Genomic DNA, 26,025 nt, shown 5'->3' with positions numbered 1-26,025 from the left:
TGCGCGTTATGCCGGTTTAATATAACCTCAATCGATGCTTAAAAAACCGGTATCGTTTTAAAAATCATGGAAAAATGCCTGCGCTTTTATATCAACAGGAGGTTGAAGATGAAATCGATAAAAGCGCTTTGCAACGGAACGCTCCCTTTGACGCTGTGGCTAATGAGCCCGCTGGCGATCGCCAACAGTCTCCCCTCTTATCCGGTAACATTTACACTGGCGACTGGCTGGCTCGGTGGCAAATCCAACGAATACGTTTACGACGAAGGGCATAAAAATAGCGAGCTGGACTGGAAAATAAAGAACGCAGCGGTTATTCGTGGCCATCTCGACTGGGAGATTGCGCCGCAACTTAGCCTGGCGCTTAGCGGCTGGACAACCCTGGCGCGGGGCAGCGCACAGATGGATGACTATGACTGGATGGTTGATAACCAGTCGCACTGGAGCGACTGGTCTACCTGGCCTGCTGCCCGTCTTAACTATGCTAATCAGTTTGCCGTCAGCATTACCGGCTGGCTGCTACAGCAACCGGAATATAAGCTTGGCGCAGCGTTGGGTTATCAGCAGACACGGATCAGCTGGCAGGCACAGGGCGGCAGTTATATCTATGATAACGGTGCCGATATCGGCCGTTTTTCCCGTGATGAGCGTGCCGCCGCTTACCAGCAGCGTTTTTCCGCGCCCTGGCTCGGCATCGCCGGACAGTATCGTTATAAAAAACTGGAGCTTAACGCGCTGATTAAATATTCCCCTTTTACCAACGCACACGATAATGACGAGCATTACACCGATTATAATACCTTTCGCGTCAAAACCCGCCGTAGTGATTACTGGGCCGCCAGCATGGATGCAGGCTATTATCTTTCACCACAGTTAAAAGTGCTGGCAGCGCTAAGTTGGGAAGATTACCGGCAAAGTCGCGGGCAAATGCAGATAATTGATTATGACCAACAGACCTATGATTATAGCGAGAAGGGAGGCGGCGGCGTGAGTCATAAAAATTACAGCCTGACCGCTGGCCTGCAATATCATTTCTGATGCCAAAAAAAAGCCCTGTATCGCTACAGGGCTTTCTCTTTATCGGCTGACTTACATCAGCGGCTGCGCCATCTGTACCAGGCTGATAAGCGGCTGTGGGTAAACGCCCAGCAGCAGAACCAGAATGGCGGAAATCAGCACCACAATGCCGCCCGCGGTAAACGCCCAGTTAGCTGGCGTATCGCGCGTATGCAGCTCAGGCGGGCTAAGATAGAGGCTAACGGTAACGCGCAGATAGTAATAAAGGCCAATGGCGCTGCCTAATACCACCGCACCGGTCAGCCACCACAGCGAGGCGCTAACGCCCAGCGCAATCACATAGAACTTACCAATAAAGCCCAACGTCATTGGAATACCGGCCAGCGACAGCATCATTACTGTCATCACTGCTGACAGTACCGGACGATGCCAGAACAGGCCGCGATAGGAGTAAAGCGAGTCGGCATCCGGACCACGATACGGGCTGGACATCAGGCTCACTACGCCAAAGGCACCGATGCTGCTGAACAGGTAGCCAGCCAGATAAACACCGGCGGTTTCCAGTGACATCTGATGAGACTGCACCGCAATCAGCGCAACCAGTAAATAACCCAGATGCGAGATAGAGGAGTAACCCAACAGACGCTTGATATTACTCTGACTGATCGCCAGCAGGTTACCAAACAGGATGGAAACCACAGCGATAATCGCCAGCACGTTGCGCACCGCTTCGCTATCGGTAGCCGGAGCATACATAAACAGACGCATCAGCGCGCCAAAAATGGCGATCTTGCTGGCGGTCGCCAGGAAAGTGGAGACCGGAGCAGGCGCGCCCTGATACACGTCTGGCGTCCAGAGATGGAACGGCACCAGCGACAGTTTAAAGCCCAGACCGACAATCATCATGCCAAGACCCAGCAGCAGCAGCGGCTGATGCAGCACGGTGTCACTCAGGTTTTTACCCAGTTCCACAAAGCTCAGGCTACCGGCATCGGCATACACCAGCGCAATACCAAACAGCAGGAAGGATGAGGCCGCTGCCGACAGGATGGTATATTTCAGCGCCGCTTCCAGCGAACGTTTCTGACGGAAAGCGTAGCCAATCAGGCCAAACAGCGGCAACGACAGCAGTTCCACGCCGATAAACAGCGAAGCCATATGGTTAGCGCTTGCCAGCACCACGCCGCCCAGCGCGGCAATCAGCACCAGCAGATAGAACTCGTCGCAGTTATCGCTGAAGCCCTGCAGCCACGGATAGGCGAAGGTACAGGTGGCCAGACTCGCCAGCATCACCATCCCGGTATAGAACATCGAGAAACCATCAACGCGCAGCAGCGGCGTGACGTCCATCGGTCCTGCCTGGCCCACAAACCAAAGTGACAACAGCGCCAGGTTAAGGCCAATCACGGTCAGCGTCGCATTGGCAAAATGGTTGCGTCGCCACGCAATGGACAGCATCACAACCACCACCGTCAATCCGACGATCAACAGCGGCAACAGCGCGATCAGTTGTTGAGGAGTTATTGTCATGGCGAATTACGGCCTTGTAGTTGAAATTGAAGCGGTAAACCACTGCTGAATGTTGCTCATTGCAGCGTGTGAGGTGTCCAGGATCGGCTGTGGATAGACTCCAAGCAGCACCAGCAGAACCACCAACACCATAATCATGATGAACTCACGTGCGGACATGCCGCGCAGCGGCGTTTCCGACTTTGGCGCACCATAATAGGCGCGTTGCATCATGATCAGCGAGTAAACAGAAGCAAACACCAGACCAAAAGTCGCGATAACGATAATCGTCGGCACCACCTGGAAACTGCCGGTCAGAATCATAAATTCGCCAGCAAAGTTACCGGTGCCCGGCATGCCAAGGTTGGCCACTGCAAAGAACAGCGACAGACCCGGTATCCACTTCAGGCGTGACCACAGGCCGCCCATCTCACGCATATCACGCGTATGCAGGCGCTCATAAAGCTGGCCGCACAGGATAAACAGCGCCGCAGCTGACAGGCCATGCGCAATCATCTGCACCACCGCGCCCTGGAAAGCGAGCTGGTTGCCGGTATAGATGGCGATCAGCACGAAGCCCATATGGGAAATCGAGGTGTAGGCGATCAGACGTTTGATATCGGTTTGCGAGAACGCCATCCATGCGCCATAGAAAATACCGATAATCCCCAGCCACATTGCAACAGGCGCAAACTCCGCCGACGCGTTCGGGAACAGCGGCAGGCTAAAGCGCAGCAGACCGTAAGCGGCGGTTTTGAGCAGGATCCCGGCCAGGTCCACGGAACCGGCAGTTGGCGCCTGGCTGTGCGCATCCGGCAACCAGCCGTGTAGCGGCACCACCGGCATTTTTACCGCAAAGGCGATAAAGAAGCCGAGCATCAGCAGATATTCCACGCCACGTGACATCGGAGTGTGCAGCAACTCTTCATAGTTGAATGTCCAGACGCCGGTCGCGCGGTAATGCACAAACACCAGGCCAAGAATCGCAATCAACATTACCAGGCCAGAGGACTGGGTATAAATGAAGAATTTGGTGGCGGCAGTGATACGGGTTTTCCCGTCTGATGCCTTATGACCCCAGAGCGCGATGAGGAAGTACATCGGCACCAGCATCATTTCCCAGAAAAAGAAGAACAGGAACATATCGATGGCAAGGAATACGCCAATAACGCCACCGAGGATCCACATCAGATTGAGGTGGAAAAAGCCCTGATATTTCTCAATTTCATTCCAGGAACAGAGCACTGCCATCAGGCCCAGCAGGCCAGTCAGCACCACCATCAGCAGCGACAGGCCATCCAGTGCAAGGTGGAAAGCGATGCCGAAGCGCGGGATCCAGGGAACGGAGAACTCAGATTGCCACTGCGGCAAACCTGCTGCCTGGGTCAGTGAATAGCCTCCCTGCAACCAGAGCTGCAGTGAAAGCGCCAGCGTCAAGCCCATTGTAATCAGCGCGATCCAGCGCGGCGTCTTCGCGCCTAAGCGCTCAGCGAGCCAGCACAGAAAGCCGCCAACAAATGGGATAACAATTAGCCAAGGTAATAACATGGCGGTTACGGTCCCTTTTCTAGTCCTGCATGAGCCGCCGACAAAGATAACCGGTCAGCCCAACCTCAGGTTTTTTCACAAGCTTATCGGGTGGAAGGCAGCAACGCCGCCTCCCGCTCACTAACCTTACATCACCAGCAGCAACGCCAGCACCACAACGGCACCGATGCTCATGGAAGCGACGTACCAGCGCAGATAACCATTTTCGCTTACCGCCAGCCCTTTATTCGCCAGGCGTGATACCAGAGCCGGCGTATTCAGCAGCATATTCAGCGGATCGCGTGACAGCAGCCAGGCGATGCCTAAATACGGCTTAACGAAAATTTTGTCATACAGCCAGTCGAAGCCCCATGCGGCGAACCACCAGGTGCCGAAGAAACGCCCCGGAGCGCTGCGCGCCACGCTGGTAACCAGCGTACGCTTGCCGAGCCAGAGCCAGGCGGCAATCAGAATGCCGACGATGGCCACCACGCCCGAAGCAATTTCCAGCCCCATTTTACCCGCTTCGCCATGTTCGCTGGCAGGCAGTACGCCAGCCAGCGGCGGCGTAATCAGCGCGCCAATAAAGGTGGAAAGAACCAGCAGCACGATAAGAGGCAGATGATGCGTGATCCCTTTGCCTGCATGCGCATGAATTTTCTCTTCACCGTGAAACACGATAAAGATCATGCGGAAGGTGTAAATCGAGGTCAGGAAAGCACCAACTAAACCGGCAACCATCAGATTGACATGACCGTTCGCCAGTGCGCCGAACAGGATCTCATCCTTACTGTAGAAGCCAGCGGTAACCAGCGGCAGCGCAGCCAGTGCCGCACCACCCACCAGGAAGCAGACATAAACCAGCGGAATGCTTTTACGCAGGCCGCCCATTTTGAAAATGTTCTGCTCATGGTGGCAGGCCAGAATTACCGAACCAGAAGAAAGGAACAGCAGCGCTTTAAAGAAGGCGTGGGTCATCAGGTGGAAAATAGCGGCATCCCATGCCTGAACGCCCAACGCCAGGAACATATAACCGATCTGGCTCATGGTGGAATAGGCCAGGACGCGTTTGATATCGGTCTGTACCAGCGCCGCAAAACCTGCCAGCACCAGCGTCACCGCACCAACGATACCCACCAGATGCAGTACTTCCGGCGTCATCAGGAACAGCCCATGCGTACGGGCGATCAGATAAACGCCCGCGGTCACCATGGTCGCCGCGTGGATCAACGCCGAAACCGGCGTCGGACCCGCCATCGCATCAGCAAGCCAGGTCTGCAACGGCAGCTGCGCCGATTTACCGACCGCGCCGCCCAACAACATCAGCGTTGCCCACTGCAGCATATGGTTATCAGCAGCGAAGTGCGCTGGTGCCAGCTCGACCATTTCGCGGAAGTTCAGCGTGCCCAGCTCGTTATAGAGAATGAACAGCGCAAAGGCGAGGAACACATCACCCACGCGGGTAATGATAAACGCCTTCATCGCCGCCTTGCCGTTATCCGGATTGGTGTAATAGAAACCAATCAGCAGATAAGAACAGAGGCCCACGCCTTCCCAGCCGAGATACATCAGCAACAGGTTATCGGCCAGCACCAGAACCACCATGCTGGCGATAAACAGGTTGGTATAGGCGAAGAAGCGCGAATAGCCCTCTTCCCCACGCATATACCAGGAGGCGAACATGTGAATAAAGAAGCCGACGCCGGTTACCACCGACAGCATGGTCAGGGAGAGGCCATCCAGCGTCAGGGTTACGCCGATATTAAAGTTACCGACATGCATCCAGGTCCATAACGCCTGGGTAAACAGCGTACGATCATGGTTAAAGAAATCGATGCCGACCCAGGCAGTGACCAGCGCGGTCAGTCCGATTGAACCCACGCCAACGGTAGCAGACAGGTTTTCTGACCAGCGGCCACGAGAGAACGCCAGCAGCAAAAAGCCGATCAGCGGAAGCAGTATGGTTAAGTAAAGAAGATTCATCCGCGCATCTCGCTCACTGTGTCAATGTTCAGGGTTTGACGACGGCGGTAGAGCTGCAGCAACAGCGCCAGACCAATGCTGGCCTCCGCTGCGGCAAGGCTGATCGCCAGGATATACATCACCTGACCATCTGCTTGCCCCCAGTAGCTTCCCGCCACCACTAACGCCAGAGCCGAGGCGTTAATCATGATTTCCAGACCGATTAACATAAACAGCAGATTACGACGCAGCACCAGCGACGTGAGTCCGAGGACAAACAATATGGCTGCCAGAATCAGTCCATGTTGTAGAGGGATCATGCGCGTTCCTCCTTTGTTTTCGCAACCGCTGCATCGCTGACGCGGTTGCTAAGCACTTCGCCCTGACGATCTTCACGTCCGATATGGAACGCAACCACCAGACCTGCCAGTAGCAGCATAGAGGCCAGCTCAACGGCCAGTACATAAGGGCCGAACAGGCTGATACCGACCGCTTTCGCATCGATTACCGTGCCGTCGATGCCCTGGTCATTGGCGCTCATAATGGCGTACACCATTACCGCCAACAGCAGCAGCGACACCAGCCCTGGACCAATCCACAGCGAAGGCTGCAGCCACTGGCGCTCCTGCTCCTCAACCGACTTGCCAAGGTTAAGCATCATCACCACGAAGACGAACAGCACCATAATGGCCCCGGCGTAAACGATGATCTCCAGCGCGCCAGCAAAGTAGGCGCCAAGCGAAAAGAAGACGCCAGCAACCGCCAGCAGCGAAACAATCAGGTACAGCAACGCATGTACCGGGTTGGTGTGGGTAATCACGCGTAGCGTGGTTAACACCGCCACCAGACCACAAAGATAAAACGCAAATTCCATGCCGGGCTCCTTAAGGTAACAAGCCTTTGACGTCGATGGGTTTGGCTTCGTTTTCCGCTTCGCCCTTGTCTTTCCCTTCGATCGCCATGCCTGCCATACGGTAGAAGTTGTATTCCGGGTATTTGCCCGGCCCTGAAATCAGCAGGTCTTCTTTCTCGTACACCAGATCCTGACGCTTGAACTCGCCCAGCTCGAAATCGGGCGTGAGCTGAATCGCCGTGGTCGGGCAAGCCTCTTCGCACATGCCGCAGAAAATGCAGCGTGAAAAGTTGATGCGGAAAAATTCCGGATACCAGCGACCATCCACCGTCTCCGCTTTCTGCAGCGAAATACAGCTGACCGGACAGGCGACGGCGCACAGGTTGCACGCAACGCAACGCTCTGCCCCATCGGGATCGCGCGTCAGTACAATACGGCCACGATAGCGGGGCGGCAGATAAACCGGCTCCTCCGGATACATCTGCGTTTCACGCTTCGCGAAGGCATGCAGGCCCATCAACCAGATACTGCGTACCTGGGTGCCGAAACCGACAATAATGTCTTTTAATGTCATGGTTACAACCCCTTTACTGCGCGTTGTACAGAATCACTGCGGCGGTAGCCAGCAGGTTCAACAGCGTCAACGGCAGACATACTTTCCAGCCGAAGGACATTACCTGGTCATAGCGCGGACGCGGCAGCGCAGCACGAATCAGAATAAACATCATCATAAAGAACGCGGTTTTAATGGCGAACCAGATGAAGGGCGGCAGCCATGGTCCGTGCCAGCCGCCAAAAAACAGCGTAACAATCAGCGCGGAAACCGTGGTAATCGCCACATATTCGCCCACGAAGAACAGACCGAATTTCATACCGGAATATTCGATGTGGTAACCATCTGCCAGCTCCTGCTCCGCTTCCGGCTGGTCAAACGGATGACGGTGGCACACCGCTACGCCAGCAATACAGAAGGTCAGGAAGCCAAAGAACTGCGGAATAATGTTCCACAGATGCGCCTGGTTATTAACGATGTCGTTCATATTGAACGAACCGGCCTGCGCCACCACGCCCATCAGCGACAACCCGAGAAACACCTCGTAGCTCAGCGTCTGTGCAGAGGCACGCATTGCGCCCAGCAGGGAGTATTTGTTGTTACTCGCCCAACCGGCGAACAGCACCGCGTAAACCGCCAGACCCGCCATCATCAGGAAGAACAGCAGCCCGATGTTAAGGTCGGTCACCATCCATGTCGGACTGACCGGCACAATGGCGAATGCTAACAGCAGTGAAACGAAGGCGATGACCGGAGCCAGCGTAAAAATAAAGCGATCCGTGAACGGCGGGATCCAGTCCTCTTTAAAGAACATTTTGATCATATCCGCCACCAACTGCAGCGAGCCGCCCCAGCCGACACGGTTAGGCCCGTAGCGGTTCTGGAACAGGCCCAGCAGACGGCGCTCGGCGAAGCTCATAAAGGCACCGCAGGAGACCACCACCAGCAGGATGACAATCGCCTTGAGAATGCCCAGCAAGATATCGATAACGTCCGGCGTCAACCAGCTCATTGTGCCGCCTCCCGCAGAGTCTCAATAGTCGCGCCCGACAGGAACGGCGGTACGCCCGGCATGCCCAACGGTAAACCTACCTGCCCTGCCTGCAGTGCGTCAGAAAAGCGCACAGGCAGGCGCAGCGTTTCACCGGAGCAGTTGAACTCCACTGCTGTACCGACGTTAACGCCAAGCTGAGCGGCATCGGCCGGGTTAATCACCAGAGCGGCCTGCGGCATACGCTGCTGAATAACCGGCGCGCGCTGCGTCATCTCTTCGCTGCCGAACAGATTGTAGTAAGGCGCAACACGCCAGCCGCCGTTGCGGGCAAAGGCGGTTGGCACCTGGGTAAACCACTCCAGTTGTTCTGTCGTGGCTTCAAACAGACGCACGCCAGGATCGCCGTTACGCAGTTTGCCGCCCACTTCATCCTGGAACTTGTTCCACGCCTGCGGTGAGTTCCAGCCTGGCGCCCAGGCGAAAGGAATCTCAGAGCGCGGCGCGCTGGGCTGGTTGTTCCCTTCCATAGAGAAGGAGAACATGGTGTCCATATCCTGCGGCTGACGCGGCTCATGCACGCTGATATTAGCGCGCGCGGCGGTACGTCCGCTGGAACGATGTGGCGAACGCGACAGTTTCTGACCACGAATACGGAATGAGGCATCTGGCGCGGCATCTTTAATGCCTTTCAGCTGCGGCAGCGCCACAACCACGGCATCAATCACATGATCCAGCTGCGTCCAGTCGACGTGACGGCTTTCCAGCGCGCTGTGCAGCGAGTGCAGCCAGCGCCAGCTTTCCAGCATCACTACCGTTGAGTCGTAGTAAGAGGGATCGTAAACCTGGAAGAAGCGCTGAGCGCGGCCCTCCTGGTTTATCAGCGTGCCATCGCTCTCAGCAAAGCTGGCGCCTGACAGAATCAGACCTGCTTTTTCCATGGTTGCCGTGCGCTGATGATCGACCACGATAATGCTGTCGGCGTTGCGCAGTGCGGCATCCACTTTCGCTTTCGGCGCATGACGATAAAGATCGTTTTCCAGAATCACCACCGCGTCGGCGCTGCCGTTTTCCAGCTGCGCCAGCGCATCCTCCAGCGTATTGCCACCGATCATGCCAAGGCCCACGCTGTTCGCTGCGGAAGCCAGCAGCGTAATGCCGACATCGGCACCGCGCCCTTTCAGCGCTTTAGCGACGTTAGCCGCCGCCTCGATCATCGCCTCACTGCCAGAATGTGTACCAGAGATAATCAGCGGTTTCTTCGCCCCGGCCAGCGCCTGGACAATAACGTCAAGTTTACCGTTCAGGCTGCTGTCGAAATCGCTTACTGCCGGCGCACTTGCGTCCAGCGCGTGGGCGATAGCGAAACCGAGACGCGCCTGATCTTCCACCGGCGCGCGGTAGCTCCAGGCAGCGATATCATCCAGACGGGTTTCATCAACGTTGGTGACAAACAGCGGATGTTTCGCGTGCTGACCAATGTTCATGATCGCCGCGATTTGCCAGTCGGCTACTTTCTGCGCCGCCGCCATTTCGCGAGCTTTGCCTTTCACCGCCTGACGTACGGAGAGCGCTACGCGCGCGCCGGTTTGGGTCAGATCTTCGCCCAGCACCAGCACCGCATCGTAGCTTTCAATCTCACGTAGCGCGGGCGTATGGATACCGCCTTCACGCAGCACTTTCAACATCAGCTCCAGACGCGCCTGCTCGCCAGCGGGCATGCCGGTTGAGAAGTTAGCCGCGCCAACCAGTTCACGCAGCGCAAAGTTGCTTTCTACGCTGGCACGCGGTGAGCCAATACCGATCACTTTTTTCGCCTGACGCAGAATATCCGCCGCGCCCTGCATCGCCTGCTCAGCATTCAGCGCTACCCAGTCGTTGCCGCGACGCTGCATCGGCTGACGCGGGCGATCTTTGCGATTAACGTAGCCATAGCCAAAACGGCCACGGTCACAAAGGAAATAGTGATTCACGCTGCCGTTATAACGGTTTTCAATACGGCGCAGCTCACCATAGCGCTCGCCCGGGCTGGTGTTACAGCCGACGCTGCACTGCTGGCAGATGCTGGGCGCAAACTGCATATCCCATTTACGGTTATAGCGTTCGGAGTGGGTTTTATCAGTGAACACGCCGGTCGGGCAGATCTCTACCAGGTTACCAGAGAATTCGCTTTCCAGCGTGCCATCTTCCGGGCGACCAAAATAGACGTTGTCATGCGCGCCATATACGCCCAGATCTTTGCCGTCTGCATAATCTTTGTAGTAACGCACGCAGCGGTAACAGGCGATACAGCGGTTCATCTCATGAGAGATAAACGGCCCCAAATCCTGATTGCGATGGGTACGCTTGGTGAAACGATAGCGACGGAAGCTGTGGCCGGTCATCACCGTCATATCCTGCAGATGACAGTTGCCGCCCTCCTCACATACCGGACAATCGTGTGGGTGGTTGGTCATCAGCCATTCGACCACGCTTTCACGGAACTCTTTCGCTTCGCCATCGTCGATAGAAATAAAGGTACCGTCGGCAGCAGGCGTCATGCAGGACATGACGAGGCGACCGCGCGTATCTTCAGCGTTTTGGTATTGCTTTACCGCGCACTGGCGGCAGGCACCCACGCTTCCCAGCGCCGGATGCCAGCAAAAATAAGGAATATCCAGGCCAAGAGAGAGACACGCCTGTAGCAGGTTGTCCGCTCCATCTACCTCATATTCTTTACCGTCTACATGAATTGTAGCCATAGTGAACATGCTTCCGTAAGGCTCGGCATCACCGAGCGTTAAACACAATTCTTCTTACCCTTCACCTTTCAGGCCGCAGCGGTGTTGGCTGCCTTCACTCACCGCGCTCACTTACTTGCGTAAGCTCGCGGGATTCATTCAGTTGTCGCCTTGCCGCAATCCGAAATGCTTTGGGTAAGCGGTGCGCACCTTTTCCGTTGCTGCTCTGTTTTACCAGCGCGCTTTCAGCAGGTTTGGCTGAATGCCGTTAATGGCACGCGTATTACCAAACACCTGCGGCGCGATACCGGCTTCAAACTCTTCACGGAAGTATTTGATCGCGCTTTGTAATGGCTCTACGGCGCCGGGTGCATGCGCACAAAATGTTTTACCTGGGCCCAGCTGACGACAAAGTTGCAGCAGCGTTTCGATATCTCCCGGCTGCCCTTTGCCCTGCTCCAGGGCGCGCAGAATTTTCACGCTCCACGGCAGGCCGTCGCGACATGGCGTACACCAGCCGCACGACTCACGGGCAAAAAACTCTTCCAGGTTGCGCACCAGCGAAACCATATTGATTTCGTGATCCACTGCCATCGCCAGCGCGGTACCCAGACGGCTGCCTGCTTTGCCGATGCTGGCAAATTCCATTGGCAGATCCAGGTGCTGTTCGGTCAGGAAGTCTGTGCCTGCGCCGCCCGGCTGCCAGGCTTTAAACTTCAGCCCGTCACGCATGCCGCCCGCATAATCTTCCAGAATTTCACGCGCCGTGATGCCGAAAGGCAGCTCCCAGACGCCCGGGTTTTTTACCCGACCGGAGAAGCCCATCATTTTGGTACCGGCATCTTCACTCTTCGACAGCCCCTTGTACCACTCCACGCCGTTAGCCAGAATGGCCGGCACGTTAGAGAGGGTTTCCACGTTATTAACGCAGGTCGGCTTGCCCCAGGCACCGGCAGAGGCCGGGAATGGCGGCTTGGAACGCGGGTTGGCGCGACGTCCTTCCAGTGAGTTAATCAACGCCGTCTCTTCGCCGCAGATATAGCGGCCAGCGCCGGTATGAACGATCAGTTCGAAATCAAAGCCGGTGCCAAGAATATTTTTACCCAGGAAGCCCGCTTCGGTAGCCTCGGCGATGGCGCGACGCAGATGTACCGCCGCCTCAATATATTCACCGCGCAGGAAGATATATCCACGGTACGCTTTCAGCGCAAAAGCGCTGATCAGCATCCCCTCCACCAGCTGGTGCGGCATTTGCTCCATCAGCAGGCGGTCTTTATAGGTACCCGGCTCCATCTCATCGGCGTTACAGAGCAGGTAACGGATATTCATCGACTCATCTTTCGGCATCAGGCTCCATTTCAGACCGGTGGAGAAGCCTGCGCCGCCGCGCCCTTTCAGGCCGGAGTCTTTAACTATCGCGACGATTTCGTCAGGTGCCAGGCCTTTCAGCGCTTTTTCCGCACCGGCATAGCCATTTTTGCTACGGTATTCGTCAAACCACACCGGCTGCTTGTCGTCACGCATACGCCAGGTCAGCGGATGGGTTTCCGCAGTACGAATGATCTCTTTTATTGTCATTGATACTGCTCCAGTAACGATGGAATGTTTTCCGGCGTCAGGTGAACGTGCGTATCTTCATCCACCATCATGGTCGGGCCTTTATCACAGTTACCCAGGCAACAGGTTGGCAGCAGCGTAAAGCGGCCATCCGTGGTGGTCTGGCCCGGTTTGATGTTCAGCGACTGTTCCAGCGCCGCCTGAATGCCCTGATAACCGGTGATATGACAAACCACGCTGTCGCAATAGCGGATCACGTGGCGGCCAACCGGCTGACGGAAAATCTGGCTGTAAAAGGTAGCAACCCCTTCAACATCGCTGGCGGGAATACCTAACACTTCAGCAATGGCATTAATGGCACCATCCGGCACCCAGCCGCGTTGTTTCTGCACGATTTTCAGCGCTTCAATTGAGGCTGCGCGTGCATCTTCATAATGGTGTTTTTCATGCTCAATCGCGTCGCGTTCTGCTGCACTCAGCTCAAAGACCTCGGTCGGGTCGATCGTTTCGATAGCAATTTTTTGATCGTGCATAATTAGCGGTCCACGTCTGACATAACAAAATCGATACTACCCAGGTAAACGACCAGATCGGATACCAGGCTGCCGCGGATCACTGATGGGATCTGCTGCAGGTGCGGGAAGCTTGGCGTACGAATACGCGTGCGATAGCTTACGGTACTGCCGTCGCTGGTCAGGTAGTAGCTGTTGATCCCCTTGGTCGCTTCGATCATCTGGAACGATTCGTTCGCAGGCATTACCGGTCCCCAGGAGACCTGCAGGAAGTGGGTAATCAGGGTTTCAATATGCTGCAGCGTACGCTCTTTCGGCGGCGGCGTGGTCAGCGGATGATCGGCTTTAAACGGCCCGGCCGGCATGTTGTTCAGGCACTGCTCCAGAATACGCAGGCTCTGACGCATCTCTTCCATCTTCAGCATCACACGGGTATAAGCATCGCTGACGCCATCACCTACCGGAATTTCGAAATCGAAATTCTCATAGCCGGAATAGGGACGCCATTTACGCACGTCAAAGTCGATGCCGGTAGCGCGCAGACCAGCACCGGTGGTGCCCCAGGCCAGCGCTTCATCTTTACCATAAGCGGCAACGCCTTTAGCACGACCTACCAGCACGCTGTTTTTCAGCGCCACGGTTTCATATTCCTTCAGGCGCTTCGGCATCCAGTCGAGGAATTCACGCAGCAGACGTTCCCAGCCTTTCGGAAGATCGTGTGCGACGCCGCCGATACGGAACCAGGCGGGATGCATACGGAAGCCAGTAATAGCCTCCACAACGTCATAAATTTTCTGGCGGTCGGTAAAAGCAAAGAACACCGGTGACATGGCACCGACGTCCTGAATAAACGTAGAGATATAAAGCAGATGGCTGTTGATGCGGAACAACTCAGAGAGCATCACGCGAATGACATTAACGCGATCCGGCACCACGATGCCCGCCAGCTTTTCAACCGCCAGCACGTAAGGCATTTCGTTAACGCAGCCGCCCAGATATTCCACGCGGTCGGTGTAAGGGATGTAGCTGTGCCAGGACTGGCGCTCACCCATTTTTTCTGCGCCGCGATGGTGGTAACCGATATCAGGCACACAGTCGACGATCTCTTCACCATCCAGCTGCATGACGATGCGGAATGCACCGTGCGCCGATGGGTGGTTCGGACCGAGGTTGAGGAACATAAAGTCCTCGTTTTCGGTGCCACGCTTCATGCCCCAATCTTCCGGCTTGAAACGCAGCGCTTCCATCTCCAGATCCTCTTTCTGTTTAGTCAGCTCAAAAGGATTGAATTCTGTCGCGCGCGCCGGATAGTCTTTGCGCAGCGGGTGCCCTTCCCAGGTCGACGGCATCATGATGCGCGTCAGATGAGGATGCCCGTCAAAGGTGACGCCAAACATTTCCCAGGTTTCACGCTCATACCAGTTGGCGTTAGGAAAAATTTTAGTGATGGTTGGCAGATGCATGTCATTTTCAGACAAGGCCACCTTGAGCATAATGTCGCTGTTGCGCTCAATAGAAAGCAGATGGTAGAAAACGGAAAAATCCGCAGCGGGCAGCCCGTTACGGTGGGTACGCAGGCGCTCATCCATGCCATGCAGGTCATACAGCATCACATAGGGCTTTGGCAGCTTGCGCAGGAATTCCGTAATCTCCAGCAGCTGTTCACGCTTCACCCAAACCACAGGAATGCCGGTACGCGTCGCCTGAACGGTAAAGGCATCCGGCCCAAAACGGTTACGCAACTCGCCGATCACCGGATCATCCAGGTGATCCCGGGTTTGCCATGCAGGCTGAGCGAAATCTTGCGTGGTCAAATCTGTCATACGTTACTCACCATTGGCCTGAAAACAGGCACGAAGTCGTTGGTGTCAGGATGAGGTGCGCGCGTTGGTTGGTCGTATTATTGCGCTGCGTGTCAGGCCCCATCCATAAATTGTTGATTTAAATTTCGTCCGGGGTACGCAGGTTCGTTACCGCAATGCGATCGCCGCGCTTCCTTTCACGCTCGGACTGCATATTGGCGCGATAAACGCCCTGATCGCCAACGACCCAGGAGAGCGGACGACGTTCTTTACCAATGGATTCCTGCAACAGCAGCAGCGCCTGCATATAGGCTTCCGGGCGCGGCGGGCAGCCAGGGATATACACATCCACCGGCAGGAACTTATCAACGCCCTGCACCACTGAATAGATGTCATACATACCGCCTGAGTTAGCGCAAGCCCCCATGGAAATCACCCATTTCGGCTCCAGCATCTGATCGTACAAACGCTGAATAACCGGGGCCATTTTGGTAAATGGCGTACCGGCTACCACCATGAAGTCAGCCTGACGCGGAGAGGCTCGAATAACTTCGGAACCAAAGCGGGCGACGTCATGCACCGAGGTAAAAGAGGTGGTCATTTCGACATAACAACAGGAGAGGCCGAAGTTAAACGGCCACAGAGAGTTCTTACGACCCCAGTTCACCATGTCATGCAGTGCGTTTTCCAACTTGCCCATATAAACGCTGCGGTGGACATGCTGCTCCAGAGGGTCGGAAACGATCTCCTGTTTCTGCAGGGGATAACGGTCGTTCTCACCGTTGGGGTCTATGCGGGTGAGCGTATAGTCCATCTTAATGCCTCGCTGTTACTGCTTTTGAGGGTTGGTGTTAGTGACCTTACCAGTGTCAACGTCTACGCGACGACGCGCAGGCGCCCAATCCAGCGCACCAATACGCACCAGATAAACCAGACCAGCCAATAGCACCAAAATGAAAATTGTGGCTTCAACAAAGCCGACCCACCCGCTTTCGCGGATAGAAGTCGCCCATGCATATAAAAACAGGGCTTCTACGTCGAAGATAACGAAGAACATAGCCACCAGGTAGAACTTGGCAGAAAGGCGCAAATGCGTGCTGCCAACCGGATCGATACCTGATTCAAAGGGAGTGTTTTTATTACGTGCGCGGGCGCGACCGCCTAACAGCCAGCCACCAGCCAGCATAAAGAGACATAGCCCAAAAGCGACAACGATAAAAACAGCGAATGCCCAGTGATGAGCGATAACTTCTGTGGTTGTTGACATACTCTCTGCTTACTCATCAAAAGTGGCGTTTAGCGTCCTGCGATGCCGATAGCGAAGAACACACCACATTAATTCAAGGGAAGGATGAAAAACCTTATAAATTATGCTGTCATTAACCTATAAGCAGCAATTTAATGGGGTTTTTTACCCCTTTCTATAACCTTTTGTCAACTTTGGCAAAAGTATCCACACGTTAATTTACAGCTGCAGCATTTTATTAACATATGATGCGTAATAATTAAGCTAAATCGTGTCAGTTTGAGAATGTAAATTAAGTGTAGTGGGTATTTGCACGGTTGGATCGTGCATTTAACAAACATATTTTGACAGGAAAACGGCAGATTTCCTGCCCCTTTGCGGGGTTATTTTTTTGATCGAGGACACACTTTTGCCCTTTTTGATAAAATAACAGACAATTCAGGTGGGTAATTTTTAGGCAAATGCGCAACAAAGGCTGATTACAACAAGAAACATTACGTTTTAAAATCGCGTTTCATTATGGCAGGAAGCATCACAAAGAAAGTTGCCAGGAAAGGGCAAAAATAGCAGCAAAAAGAACAACAAAAAGGCCTCTTAGATCGTTACCGAGCTAAGAGGCCTTTTTTTAACAGTTTAGAATCAGAAATCACATTCTAAATGAGAAAACGTCTCATTTTTATACTTATTCTTCATCATCCAGCAACATTGCATCACCCTGCCCTGTTAAGGACAGATTGTATGGGTCGTTGCTGGATTCCATGGCGTTGAAAATAGCCAACGCCAGTTCGTTTTCACTGTCCGGATTGCGGCACAGCAGGTATTGCGTATCCGGCAGCACTGGCAGGCCTTCAGCCGCGCCCATTACGCGCAGTTCCGGGCTCATCATTTCTACCGGACGTGCGGTCACGCCCAGGCCCGCTTTCACGGCGGCGCGAACCGCAGCCAGCGTAGAGGCCACGTAAGAGATGCGCCACGGAATGCCAGCTTCATTCAGATGGTCGATCGCCATATCGCGATACGGACTTGGCTCGTCCAGCAGCACCAATGGGATCGCTTCGCCGCGCTGGAAAATATAATCCGCAGCGCAGTACCACAGTGTTGGCGAAGTGCGCAGCACCTGATGAGTAAAGGAACCCGGACTGGAGGTGGTCACTACCAGGTCAACTTCGCCCTGGTTGAGCATTTCCATCATAAACGGATTGCGCTTCACGCGTACATCAATCGCCAGTTTCGGGTAGACAGAGGTCACGCGGTTCAGCAAGAACGGCAGAATGGTATCTGACGTATCGTCCGACGCGCCGATAGTCAGTACGCCCTGGACGTTGCTGTACATCAGCGAGGTACAGGCTTCATCGTTGAAACGTAAAATTTTACGGGCATAGCCGAGCAGCTGAATGCCATGCTCGGTCAGCAGCTTATTACGGCCATGACGGGCAAAAAGTTCTTTGCCTACCAGCTGCTCCAGACGCTGCATCTGCTGGCTAACAGCTGATTGCGTTCTGCATACGGCAGCGGCGGCGGCGGCGAAGGTGTTGAGATCTGCTACTGCAACGAAAGTTCTCAGCAGATCGAGATCGAGATTAAGTATCGGACGATTTGCATTAGTCATATTTTTCTTCACTTATAAGTTTTTAAGAACAACTACCCTGGTGTTACTCCCGCCGATCAAATGTCAAACGGAGATTTAAGATGGCAACAATGACGTCTCCGATAAGCCGGAAGCGACAGCTCAACACTGCAAAAAGAAAAGCTGCTTTTCATAATACCGCTGGAGGAATGCATACAGACCAGCCAGTGCCGCCGGTATTTAATGACCAAATACTCAGCGCCGGAGCGCTGCAACAGTAGACGCAAAATGCGCCCTGCTTAGTGATGGAAACCGCGCCAACTTCAGGCAAGTTAACTACGGGGCCGCTGGTTCATAATTTCTACATACTGCGTTTGCAAAACTGCGCAACGCAAAAAAACCAATAAATCGCCGGACTTAACCTTTACTGCCGCCGTTTTAATTCTGGCTACAGTCAGGCGTGTTTGTTTTATCACAAAGCCCGTTGATGGATATCCTGCCACAACGACGTCTAATTTTTAAGCCCCAATCGCATTTTTCTTATCAATAAAGCGCGGTTTTAGCATTATTGAGCTTTTTTTTAACGATTGTTTTTAACGGCTCGCTGGCTGAAAAGCATCCTGAAGCGCAATGGGGTGCTTGATGGCAAAACAGCAGAAAAGTATCCAACCCGTTTAATCATTATACCCCTTTCAGGTTATCGGCACTTTAAGTAGTAAAATTTAACTGTTTCACTCCGCATCAATCTACTTTTTTTATCTTAATTTGTTTCTTTTTCTGATCCAGCTCGCATACCGTGAAGAGATTTTTACAGTCAGAAGAGCACCCTGGTGCTTTATGCTGGATTTAAGCAAAATTTTGGTTTTTTAATCCAGCTAATCAAGGTTGCCTGACGTTGCATACCAGCCAGCTCCTTATTGCCTTTCAGTTGCGCCAAAAGCCAGCCTTGCCCTTCAAATCGCAGGAGCAGAAGAGTAAATTGAGCGGGTTTATTTCCACGGCAGGAACGCAGTTCTGTCAGTAAAGGCGCATGTAATGAATTCAACAATCGAAAAATCGTCAAAGCTGGATAATGTTTGTTATGACATCCGCGGTCCGGTGTTAAAAGAGGCCAAACGCCTTGAAGAAGAAGGCAACAAGGTTCTGAAATTAAATATTGGCAATCCCGCTCCGTTTGGCTTTGAAGCCCCGGATGAGATTCTGGTCGATGTTATTCGTAACCTGCCTGGCGCTCAGGGATATTGTGATTCAAAAGGGCTCTATTCGGCGCGCAAAGCTATTATGCAACATTACCAGGCGCGCAATATGCGCGACGTTACCGTAGAAGATATTTATATCGGTAACGGCGTATCTGAATTGATTGTTCAGTCAATGCAGGCGTTGTTAAACAGCGGCGATGAGATGCTGGTGCCTGCGCCGGACTATCCGCTGTGGACCGCTGCGGTTTCCCTTTCCAGCGGTAAAGCGGTTCATTATCTGTGCGATGAATCCGCCGGTTGGTTTCCGGATCTGGCCGATATTCGCAGCAAAATTACGCCGCGTACCCGCGGTATTGTGATTATCAACCCGAATAACCCTACCGGCGCCGTCTACAGCAAAGAGCTGCTGCTGGAGATTGTGGAAATTGCCCGCGAACATAATCTGATTATTTTTGCCGATGAAATTTACGACAAAATCCTTTATGACGCCGCGCAGCATCACTCTATCGCCGCACTGGCGCCCGACTTGCTTACCGTAACCTTTAACGGTCTGTCAAAAACCTATCGCGTTGCGGGATTCCGTCAGGGTTGGATGGTGCTTAACGGCCCGAAAAAACATGCCAAAGGCTATATTGAAGGGCTGGAGATGCTGGCGTCTATGCGCCTTTGCGCCAACGTCCCGGCGCAACACGCTATTCAGACAGCGCTGGGCGGCTACCAGAGCATCAGCGAATTTATCATGCCGGGCGGACGTCTCTACGAGCAGCGCCAGCGCGCCTGGGAACTGATTAATGACATCCCTGGCGTAACCTGCGTCAAGCCGCAGGGCGCGCTCTATATGTTCCCGCGTATCGATGCGAAAAAATTCAACCTGCACGACGACCAAAAAATGGTGCTGGATTTTCTGCTACAGGAAAAAGTGCTACTGGTACAGGGATCGGCTTTCAACTGGCCGTGGCCGGATCATGTCCGCATCGTGACTCTGCCGCGCGTTGACGATCTGGAGATGGCCATCGGCAAATTTGGCCGTTTCCTGGAGGGCTATCGCCAGTAACCGCCCTCAGCTCTGCCTGCTGTAGCGCAGAGAATGAAAAGGCGATACTGTTGCTGTGGAGACCGGAAATGCCGGTTTCCGCAGTGTACAGAGGAGAAACCTTTTCAATGAAGCAGAGCCATTTCTTTGCCCATCTTTCCCGCCTTAAACTGATCAATCGCTGGCCGTTGATGCGCAACGTGCGAACGGAAAATGTCTCTGAGCATAGCCTACAGGTCGCGATGGTTGCGCATGCGCTGGCGCTGATAAAAAACAGCATGTTCAACGGTAATCTTAACGCGGAACGCATTGCGCTGATTGCGCTCTATCATGATGCCAGCGAGGTGCTGACCGGCGATTTGCCGACGCCGGTTAAGTATTACAATGCGCAGATTGCCCATGAATATAAAAAAATTGAAGAGATCGCCCGCCAGAAGCTGATTGAAATGCTTCCTGCCGAGCTGCAGAATGCGTGGCGTCCGCTGCTGGATGAACAGCAGCAGAGCGAAGAGGAAACGGCCATAATCAAGCAGGCCGATGCGCTATGCGCCTATCTGAAATGCCTTGAAGAGCTTTCAGCCGGAAATAATGAGTTCCGCCGGGCCTTGTCGCGCCTGGAAAAAACGCTTGAGCGGCGTCGCAGCGAAGAAATGGACTATTTTATCGCCGTGTTTGTGCCCAGTTTTAACCTTTCGCTGGATGAAATATCGCAGGATACGCCGCTGTAAATCAGAACGGAAACAGCAAGGGAACCAGCAGGACGCTAACCACCATCACTACCAGGGTAAAGGGAACGCCAATTTTAACGAAATCAGCGAAGCGATAACCGCCCGGCCCTAAAACCAGCGTATTAACCGGGGAAGAGACCGGCGTCATAAAGGCGGCGGAGGCAGCGATAGCGATAATCATCGTGAAAGGATAAGGCGATACGCCCATCTGCTGCGCCGCCGCTACGCCAATCGGCGCCATCAGCACGGCGGTGGCCGTATTGGAGATAAACAGTCCAATGCTGGCACAGAGTATAAACAGGCAGAGCAGCATAATATGCGGGCTTCTGCCGCCAGCAATATCCATCAATCCCTGCACAATCAGCGCCACGCCACCGGTTTTTTGCAACGCCAGCGCAAAAGGCATCATGCCGGCAATCAGAATGAGTCCCGGCCAGTGAATGGCTTTATAGGCGCTCTCCATATCGATGCAGCGAAATTTCCCCATCAGTAAACAGGCGATAATTGCCGCAATCGGGCCGGGAATCACATCGGTAATCATCATCGCCACCATCAGCGCCAGGGAGAATAACGCATGCGGTGCCTGACTGTGCGCCGGGACCGCCTCATCAATCTCTGCAGGCAGCGCCAGCAGCAACAGATCCCGTTTCTGCTGCTGTAGCTGCTGAATACGCCGCCAGTCACCGATAACCAGCAAAATATCCCCCACCTCCAGCACAGTATCCGCCAGCGTGCCTTCCACCAGGCTGTTGCGACGCCGAATACCGATCACGCTTAGCCCATAGCGCTGACGGAAACCCAGCTCGCGTACGCTTTTGCCTGCCAGTTCTGAATCGGGAACCAGGGCGGCCTCAGCCATACCGACATCACGCGCGCGATCGGAAAAATAGTCGCCGCGTAAAATTAACGGTTCCAGCAACTGTTCACTGCAAAACTGCCGTAGATCGATCTCGGCTGCCGACATATCAATCAGCAAGACGTCTCCGCTGCGAAAGGTTGTTTCGCCCGTTACCGTAACCATCACGCGTCGAAACTTGCGCCAGCGCTCCAGGCCAACCACATTTGCGCCATATTTTTCTCGCAGTCTGAGATCGTCAAGGCGATAGCCCACCAGCGGCGAACCGGTGCGGATTGCCAGACGACGGGCGCGACCGCTAAGCCGATATTCCCGAATCAGATCGCGGAAATTGCGGCGGCGCGGTGCGGCAGATGAGGATGATTCCGCAGATGAATCGGCCAGCCAGTAGCGAGCTATCAGCATATAGCCGATGCCCAGCGCCAGCACCGTTATCCCCACAGGCGTAACGGCAAAAAAGCTAAAGCCCTCCAGCCCTTCACGTTGAAGTTCACTATTCACCACCAGATTGGGCGGTGTAGCCACCAACGTCATCATGCCGCTAATCAACCCCGCCACGCTAAGCTGCATCATAAGCCGCGCGGGCGATGAACCAATCTTCGCCGCTACGCTCAGCACCACGGGAATAAAGATAGCCACCACGCCGGTAGAACTCATAAACGCGCCTAACGCCGCCACGGTCAGCATCAGCCAGAAAATCATTTTACTTTCGCTGTTGCCGGCAATTTTCATCAGCCATTCACCGGTCTGCAGCGCTACGCCGGTGCGCACCAGCCCTTCACCAATGACAAACAGCGCGGCAATTAAAATCACGTTGGGATCGCTAAAGCCGATGGTCGCTTCCTGCAGCGTCAACGTACCGCTAAGCACAAAAGCGATAATCACCAGCAGCGCAACGACATCCATACGCAGCCTGCCGGACGCAAACAGCCAGACGGTTATTGCCAGCAGGCTAATCACCCAAAGAAGTTGACTATTCACAGCCCTTTCCGTGTCACCAATCCTGAATGCGCGCAGCATGCCATAAAATAAACCCCGCGGTAGCGGGGTTAAATCAATCAAGCCTGGGTTAGCACCGTGATTGTTCCGTCATCCTCTTTGGTGATGCGCAGCGCCGTGAGCGTGGTCAACTGCAGAGCGGTTTCCGCCAGGCGCGGCGTATCGGCAGGCGCGTTCACGGCAATCACCGCACAGCCGGCGGCAAGGCCGGAAAGAATACCGGCGGGAGCATCCTCCACCACCACGCAGTCAGCAGGCGCCAGGCCTAGCAGCTCTGCGCCTAACAGGTAAGCATCTGGTTCAGGCTTGCCGTTTTTAACCCGCTCGGCGGTGACAAAATGGGTTGGCAACGGCAGTCCTGCCGCCTGCCGCCGCGCGGAGGCGACCGGTACCGACCCAGAAGTCACGATCGCCCAGGGAATGGCCAGCGCGTTTAAATGCTCCAGCAGTTCACGGGCGCCCGGCAGCGCCGTTACGCCTTCCGTATCTTCAGCTTCGGTTTTTTCCAGTAGCTGAAATTCCTGCTGGATTTCCTCTTCGCTGCAGCCGCGCATAAAGTGACGCAGTGAAGTGATAGCCTGTTTGCCGTGGATAAAATCGAGGATCTCATCCGCGTCGATGCCGTGACGCTTGCCCCAGTTACTCCAGGCGCGTTCCACCGCCGGCAAAGAATCGACCAGCGTGCCGTCTAAATCAAACAAAAAACCTTTACACTTCACTCGCGTTTCCTTCTCAGGCGTTGATGATTTGCGCAATCTCTGTGGCGCAGAGATGATACTGGCGCGGGCAGGTTTGCCAGACGGCCAGCATGCGTTGATATTTGTCCCACATGGGCGTCTGGGCATTAAAGCCGTGCGTACCGGCATCGAAATGGGTATAGCGTCCTTCTACGTTAACCATAAAACGCACATATCCCAGATAGCGCGCTTCGGTTGCCGCATCGAACCCCAAAAACTGTAACCGACGCTCGTCAATAGCAGCGCGCTCCTTCAGGTTTTCCCAGGATACCCGCAGTGCATGATGCATTTCCATAATATTGATGATGGTGCGGCAAACCGCTTCGCCCAGTTCGCCAAATTCGCGATCTAACTCACGCATCTGCAGGCTGTAACCGCGTTCAATGATAGTTTGCAGGCGGCGATAGCGCTCGCCGTTATCAGGATCGAGCAGGGTCATCAGTTTGTATTGGTTAGAAAGAATTAAGCGCTGCGCATGCGTCATGTCCATCGTCATCTCCTGTATCAGGCACAGTAAAAGGATGTTCAAGAATCGCACGACACATAAAAAGGCGGTATCACAAGCCAGCCTTTCTTTGATTTAAGCCGGGTTGCCATTGAAAAATTCTCTGGCAACCCGAAACTTATTCAGAGATCGTCAAGGAAAGTGTTATCCAACTGACGGAAAGCGCGTTTAAGCAGATCTGCCAGCGCCTGATAGGTGGGTTTTCCTTCCACAGGCGCGATCGACTGCCCGGCCTGCTGCAATTTCTCACGCACCTCATGAAACCAGTTCAGCAGCGTGGGCGGCAGCGGTGTTACAGAACGGCGTCCTAACCACCACAGCCCCTGCATCGGCAGGCTACAGGCAAACAGTGCGGTCGCGACCGCCGGTCCCAGCTGTCCACCCAGGGCAATTTGCCAGCTGAGCGTGAAAATCGCCAGCGGTGGCATAAAGCGGATCGCAAAGCGCGTGGCGCTGCTGATACGGTTCTCCGGAAAAACCGGCGCGAGGCGTTTATCGTTCGGCCATGTTTTCATGTAGTGCTGTCCAAGCTGGAATGTTTTAAACCAACCGACGCTGGATTCATTTGCCATGGCTCACCTCAACTTCTTTTGCAAGATTTAAAAAATTTAAACAACGAAACAACTTTGTGTGACAACCTTCAAAAAATTTTGTTTTTACCAGAGACTGCCGTTATTCTGAGCGCGTTATCAGCGCCGCCAAAGGCAATAATCTTTATTATTTTGAGGTGAAGCCATCGAAGGCGACACAAATTTCAAAATTTTACGTAAAATTACCGTCTTTTTTTGCTGTCGGATAACTTTTTGCTGGCAGTATGATGATAATCATTAATGTACCAGCTTTCATACACTACGATGATAGGCTGATTGCTTTTTTTTTAGCCACTTTTGACAAATAGGTACTTCCATGTCGAGTAAGTTAGTACTGGTTCTGAACTGCGGTAGCTCATCTCTTAAGTTTGCCATCCTCAACCCGGCGGACGGTAAAGAGTATCTGTCAGGTCTGGCCGAATGCTTCCATTTGCCTGAAGCGCGCATTAAATGGAAACTGGACGGCGCTAAACAGGAAGCTGAGCTGGGTGCGGGCGCAGCCCACAGCGAAGCCCTGAACTTCATTGTTAAAAACATTCTGGCACAAAAACCAGAGCTATCGGCACAAATTGCTGCAATCGGTCATCGTATTGTTCATGGCGGGGAAAAACTGACCCAGTCAGTGCTGATTGACGATAAAGTGGTGCAAAGCATTAAAGACGCCTCCTCTTTTGCTCCGCTGCATAACCCGGCGCACCTGATCGGCATTGATGAAGCGCTGAAAAACTTCCCGCACCTTTCTGATAAAAACGTAGCGGTTTTTGATACTGCTTTCCATCAGACAATGCCGGAAGAGTCTTACCTCTATGCCCTGCCCTATAATCTTTATAAAGAACATGGCGTTCGTCGCTATGGCGCTCATGGCACCAGCCACTATTATGTGTCGATTGAAGCTGCCCGCATGCTGAATAAGCCGGTGGAAGAGCTGAATGTCATTACCTGTCACCTCGGCAACGGCGCTTCCGTCTCCGCGATCCGCAACGGCAAGTGCGTGGATACCTCTATGGGTCTGACCCCGCTGGAAGGCCTGGTAATGGGTACACGCAGCGGCGATATCGATCCGGCGATTATTTTCTTCCTGCACGATACGCTGGGCATGAATATTGATGCCATCAATAAGCTGCTGACCAAAGAGTCCGGCCTGCTGGGTCTGACCGGCGTAACCAGCGACTGCCGCTACGTAGAAGAAAATTACACCACCAAAGAAGATGCGAAACGCGCGATGAACGTTTTCTGTCATCGTCTGGCTAAATATATCGGTTCCTACAGCGCGATGATTGATGGCCGCCTGGATGCCGTGGTGTTTACCGGCGGTATCGGTGAGAATGCGGCCATGGTACGCGAGCTGTCGCTGGCAAAACTGGCGCTGCTGGGCTTCGAGGTGGATCACGAGCGCAACCTGGCGGCGCGCTTCGGGCAGGAAGGCTTTATTAACAAAGAAGGCACCCGTCCGGCATTGGTTATCCCCACCAATGAAGAGTTGGTTATCGCCCGCGACGCTGCGCGCCTTACCGCATAAGACTTTCTCCGTCAGCTCAGGCTGGCGGAGTTGTTTTGACAGC

Annotated in this window: 23 protein-coding genes; 4 read left to right on the top strand and 19 right to left on the bottom strand. The window is 54.0% G+C overall.

Annotated elements, in window-relative coordinates:
- Window positions 1–108 precede the first annotated feature (108 nt).
- Window positions 109–1,038: an omptin family outer membrane protease gene (locus tag ACQE3Y_RS01925; RefSeq protein WP_426980743.1), complete on the top strand. Its 930-nt coding sequence runs from the start codon at window positions 109–111 to the stop codon at window positions 1,036–1,038.
- Between the two features lie 51 nt (window positions 1,039–1,089).
- Here ACQE3Y_RS01925 and nuoN read toward each other — a convergent pair whose 3' ends face one another.
- The 15 genes from nuoN to ACQE3Y_RS01850 all read right to left on the bottom strand — a co-directional run bounded on the left by nuoN (window position 1,090) and on the right by ACQE3Y_RS01850 (window position 18,864).
- Entirely contained in the window at window positions 1,090–2,547 is a 1,458-nt protein-coding gene (gene nuoN, locus ACQE3Y_RS01920; RefSeq protein WP_426971893.1) for an NADH-quinone oxidoreductase subunit NuoN, read from the bottom strand.
- Window positions 2,548–2,553: 6 nt separating this feature from the next.
- The gene (gene nuoM, locus ACQE3Y_RS01915) at window positions 2,554–4,074 is read right to left on the bottom strand and encodes an NADH-quinone oxidoreductase subunit M (RefSeq protein WP_085071029.1); all 1,521 of its coding nucleotides are present in this window, start codon (window positions 4,072–4,074) and stop codon (window positions 2,554–2,556) included.
- A gap of 126 nt (window positions 4,075–4,200) precedes the next feature.
- Window positions 4,201–6,036 carry an NADH-quinone oxidoreductase subunit L gene (gene nuoL, locus ACQE3Y_RS01910; protein ID WP_426971890.1) on the bottom strand — a complete coding sequence of 612 codons (1,836 nt, stop codon included), beginning with the start codon at window positions 6,034–6,036 and terminating at the stop codon, window positions 4,201–4,203.
- Window positions 6,033–6,335, bottom strand: a complete 303-nt coding sequence (gene nuoK / locus ACQE3Y_RS01905; protein ID WP_085071027.1) for an NADH-quinone oxidoreductase subunit NuoK — start codon at window positions 6,333–6,335, stop codon at window positions 6,033–6,035. The genes nuoL and nuoK overlap by 4 nt, the downstream gene beginning before the upstream one ends.
- Window positions 6,332–6,889, bottom strand: a complete 558-nt coding sequence (gene nuoJ / locus ACQE3Y_RS01900; protein WP_426971888.1) for an NADH-quinone oxidoreductase subunit J — start codon at window positions 6,887–6,889, stop codon at window positions 6,332–6,334. The genes nuoK and nuoJ overlap by 4 nt, the downstream gene beginning before the upstream one ends.
- A 10-nt stretch (window positions 6,890–6,899) precedes the next feature.
- A complete protein-coding gene (gene nuoI / locus ACQE3Y_RS01895; protein WP_426971887.1) occupies window positions 6,900–7,442 on the bottom strand; it encodes an NADH-quinone oxidoreductase subunit NuoI in 543 nt (180 codons plus the stop codon).
- A 13-nt stretch (window positions 7,443–7,455) separates the two neighbouring features.
- Window positions 7,456–8,433: an NADH-quinone oxidoreductase subunit NuoH gene (gene nuoH, locus ACQE3Y_RS01890; protein WP_426971885.1), complete on the bottom strand. Its 978-nt coding sequence runs from the start codon at window positions 8,431–8,433 to the stop codon at window positions 7,456–7,458.
- A complete protein-coding gene (nuoG, locus tag ACQE3Y_RS01885) occupies window positions 8,430–11,153 on the bottom strand; it encodes an NADH-quinone oxidoreductase subunit NuoG (RefSeq protein ID WP_426980742.1) in 2,724 nt (907 codons plus the stop codon). The genes nuoH and nuoG overlap by 4 nt, the downstream gene beginning before the upstream one ends.
- Window positions 11,154–11,363: 210 nt before the next feature.
- The gene (gene nuoF / locus ACQE3Y_RS01880; protein WP_208615357.1) at window positions 11,364–12,704 is read right to left on the bottom strand and encodes an NADH-quinone oxidoreductase subunit NuoF; all 1,341 of its coding nucleotides are present in this window, start codon (window positions 12,702–12,704) and stop codon (window positions 11,364–11,366) included.
- Between the two features lie 2 nt (window positions 12,705–12,706).
- Entirely contained in the window at window positions 12,707–13,222 is a 516-nt protein-coding gene (gene nuoE / locus ACQE3Y_RS01875) for an NADH-quinone oxidoreductase subunit NuoE (RefSeq protein ID WP_085071021.1), read from the bottom strand.
- Between the two features lie 2 nt (window positions 13,223–13,224).
- On the bottom strand, window positions 13,225–15,024 hold the full coding sequence (nuoC, locus tag ACQE3Y_RS01870) for an NADH-quinone oxidoreductase subunit C/D (RefSeq protein WP_426971881.1): 1,800 nt from the start codon (window positions 15,022–15,024) through the stop codon (window positions 13,225–13,227).
- A gap of 118 nt (window positions 15,025–15,142) precedes the next feature.
- On the bottom strand, window positions 15,143–15,817 hold the full coding sequence (locus ACQE3Y_RS01865; RefSeq protein WP_085071019.1) for a NuoB/complex I 20 kDa subunit family protein: 675 nt from the start codon (window positions 15,815–15,817) through the stop codon (window positions 15,143–15,145).
- A gap of 15 nt (window positions 15,818–15,832) precedes the next feature.
- Window positions 15,833–16,270, bottom strand: coding sequence for an NADH-quinone oxidoreductase subunit A (locus tag ACQE3Y_RS01860; protein ID WP_085071018.1), 438 nt, complete (start codon window positions 16,268–16,270; stop codon window positions 15,833–15,835).
- 661 nt (window positions 16,271–16,931) lie between these two features.
- Window positions 16,932–17,858, bottom strand: coding sequence for a transcriptional regulator LrhA (gene lrhA / locus ACQE3Y_RS01855; RefSeq protein ID WP_085071017.1), 927 nt, complete (start codon window positions 17,856–17,858; stop codon window positions 16,932–16,934).
- A gap of 793 nt (window positions 17,859–18,651) precedes the next feature.
- Entirely contained in the window at window positions 18,652–18,864 is a 213-nt protein-coding gene (locus ACQE3Y_RS01850; RefSeq protein WP_426971879.1) for a hypothetical protein, read from the bottom strand.
- Here ACQE3Y_RS01850 and ACQE3Y_RS01845 point away from each other — a divergent pair.
- Together ACQE3Y_RS01845 and yfbR are read left to right on the top strand one after the other, a co-directional pair.
- Window positions 18,852–20,069: a pyridoxal phosphate-dependent aminotransferase gene (locus tag ACQE3Y_RS01845; protein WP_426971878.1), complete on the top strand. Its 1,218-nt coding sequence runs from the start codon at window positions 18,852–18,854 to the stop codon at window positions 20,067–20,069. The two genes, ACQE3Y_RS01850 and ACQE3Y_RS01845, sit on opposite strands and share 13 nt — an antisense overlap.
- Window positions 20,070–20,176: 107 nt before the next feature.
- Window positions 20,177–20,776: a 5'-deoxynucleotidase gene (gene yfbR / locus ACQE3Y_RS01840; RefSeq protein ID WP_426971877.1), complete on the top strand. Its 600-nt coding sequence runs from the start codon at window positions 20,177–20,179 to the stop codon at window positions 20,774–20,776.
- A 1-nt stretch (window position 20,777) separates the two neighbouring features.
- Here the strand turns inward: yfbR and ACQE3Y_RS01835 are convergent, their stop codons facing one another.
- The 4 genes from ACQE3Y_RS01835 to yfbV form a co-directional block, all read right to left on the bottom strand.
- Entirely contained in the window at window positions 20,778–22,613 is a 1,836-nt protein-coding gene (locus ACQE3Y_RS01835) for an SLC13 family permease (RefSeq protein ID WP_426980741.1), read from the bottom strand.
- Window positions 22,614–22,690: 77 nt separating this feature from the next.
- Window positions 22,691–23,350 carry a sugar phosphatase gene (locus ACQE3Y_RS01830; protein ID WP_426980740.1) on the bottom strand — a complete coding sequence of 220 codons (660 nt, stop codon included), beginning with the start codon at window positions 23,348–23,350 and terminating at the stop codon, window positions 22,691–22,693.
- A gap of 13 nt (window positions 23,351–23,363) precedes the next feature.
- Window positions 23,364–23,858 carry a YfbU family protein gene (locus ACQE3Y_RS01825; RefSeq protein ID WP_085071013.1) on the bottom strand — a complete coding sequence of 165 codons (495 nt, stop codon included), beginning with the start codon at window positions 23,856–23,858 and terminating at the stop codon, window positions 23,364–23,366.
- 137 nt (window positions 23,859–23,995) lie between these two features.
- A complete protein-coding gene (gene yfbV, locus ACQE3Y_RS01820) occupies window positions 23,996–24,445 on the bottom strand; it encodes a terminus macrodomain insulation protein YfbV (RefSeq protein ID WP_426971873.1) in 450 nt (149 codons plus the stop codon).
- A 334-nt stretch (window positions 24,446–24,779) separates the two neighbouring features.
- Between yfbV and ackA the strand changes: the two genes are divergently transcribed.
- The gene (ackA, locus tag ACQE3Y_RS01815) at window positions 24,780–25,982 is read left to right on the top strand and encodes an acetate kinase (protein WP_426980739.1); all 1,203 of its coding nucleotides are present in this window, start codon (window positions 24,780–24,782) and stop codon (window positions 25,980–25,982) included.
- The last annotated feature ends 43 nt before the right edge of the window (window positions 25,983–26,025 follow it).

Origin of the sequence: Pantoea sp. FN0305, assembly GCF_050113845.1 — a bacterium.
Lineage (GTDB): Bacteria > Pseudomonadota > Gammaproteobacteria > Enterobacterales > Enterobacteriaceae > Mixta > Mixta alhagi.
This window is presented reverse-complemented; position numbering and strand designations above follow the sequence as displayed.

Bases quoted from the DNA above. Each gene is read 5' to 3' on its own strand.
- ACQE3Y_RS01925 (WP_426980743.1), top strand. From the start codon at position 109: ATGAAATCGATAAAAGCGCTTTGCAACGGAACGCTCCCTTTGACGCTG.
- nuoN (WP_426971893.1), bottom strand. From the start codon at position 2,547: ATGACAATAACTCCTCAACAACTGATCGCGCTGTTGCCGCTGTTGATC.
- nuoM (WP_085071029.1), bottom strand. From the start codon at position 4,074: ATGTTATTACCTTGGCTAATTGTTATCCCATTTGTTGGCGGCTTTCTG.
- nuoL (WP_426971890.1), bottom strand. From the start codon at position 6,036: ATGAATCTTCTTTACTTAACCATACTGCTTCCGCTGATCGGCTTTTTG.
- nuoK (WP_085071027.1), bottom strand. From the start codon at position 6,335: ATGATCCCTCTACAACATGGACTGATTCTGGCAGCCATATTGTTTGTC.
- nuoJ (WP_426971888.1), bottom strand. From the start codon at position 6,889: ATGGAATTTGCGTTTTATCTTTGTGGTCTGGTGGCGGTGTTAACCACG.
- nuoI (WP_426971887.1), bottom strand. From the start codon at position 7,442: ATGACATTAAAAGACATTATTGTCGGTTTCGGCACCCAGGTACGCAGT.
- nuoH (WP_426971885.1), bottom strand. From the start codon at position 8,433: ATGAGCTGGTTGACGCCGGACGTTATCGATATCTTGCTGGGCATTCTC.
- nuoG (WP_426980742.1), bottom strand. From the start codon at position 11,153: ATGGCTACAATTCATGTAGACGGTAAAGAATATGAGGTAGATGGAGCG.
- nuoE (WP_085071021.1), bottom strand. From the start codon at position 13,222: ATGCACGATCAAAAAATTGCTATCGAAACGATCGACCCGACCGAGGTC.
- nuoC (WP_426971881.1), bottom strand. From the start codon at position 15,024: ATGACAGATTTGACCACGCAAGATTTCGCTCAGCCTGCATGGCAAACC.
- ACQE3Y_RS01865 (WP_085071019.1), bottom strand. From the start codon at position 15,817: ATGGACTATACGCTCACCCGCATAGACCCCAACGGTGAGAACGACCGT.
- ACQE3Y_RS01860 (WP_085071018.1), bottom strand. From the start codon at position 16,270: ATGTCAACAACCACAGAAGTTATCGCTCATCACTGGGCATTCGCTGTT.
- lrhA (WP_085071017.1), bottom strand. From the start codon at position 17,858: ATGACTAATGCAAATCGTCCGATACTTAATCTCGATCTCGATCTGCTG.
- ACQE3Y_RS01845 (WP_426971878.1), top strand. From the start codon at position 18,852: ATGAATTCAACAATCGAAAAATCGTCAAAGCTGGATAATGTTTGTTAT.
- yfbR (WP_426971877.1), top strand. From the start codon at position 20,177: ATGAAGCAGAGCCATTTCTTTGCCCATCTTTCCCGCCTTAAACTGATC.
- ACQE3Y_RS01825 (WP_085071013.1), bottom strand. From the start codon at position 23,858: ATGGACATGACGCATGCGCAGCGCTTAATTCTTTCTAACCAATACAAA.
- yfbV (WP_426971873.1), bottom strand. From the start codon at position 24,445: ATGGCAAATGAATCCAGCGTCGGTTGGTTTAAAACATTCCAGCTTGGA.
- ackA (WP_426980739.1), top strand. From the start codon at position 24,780: ATGTCGAGTAAGTTAGTACTGGTTCTGAACTGCGGTAGCTCATCTCTT.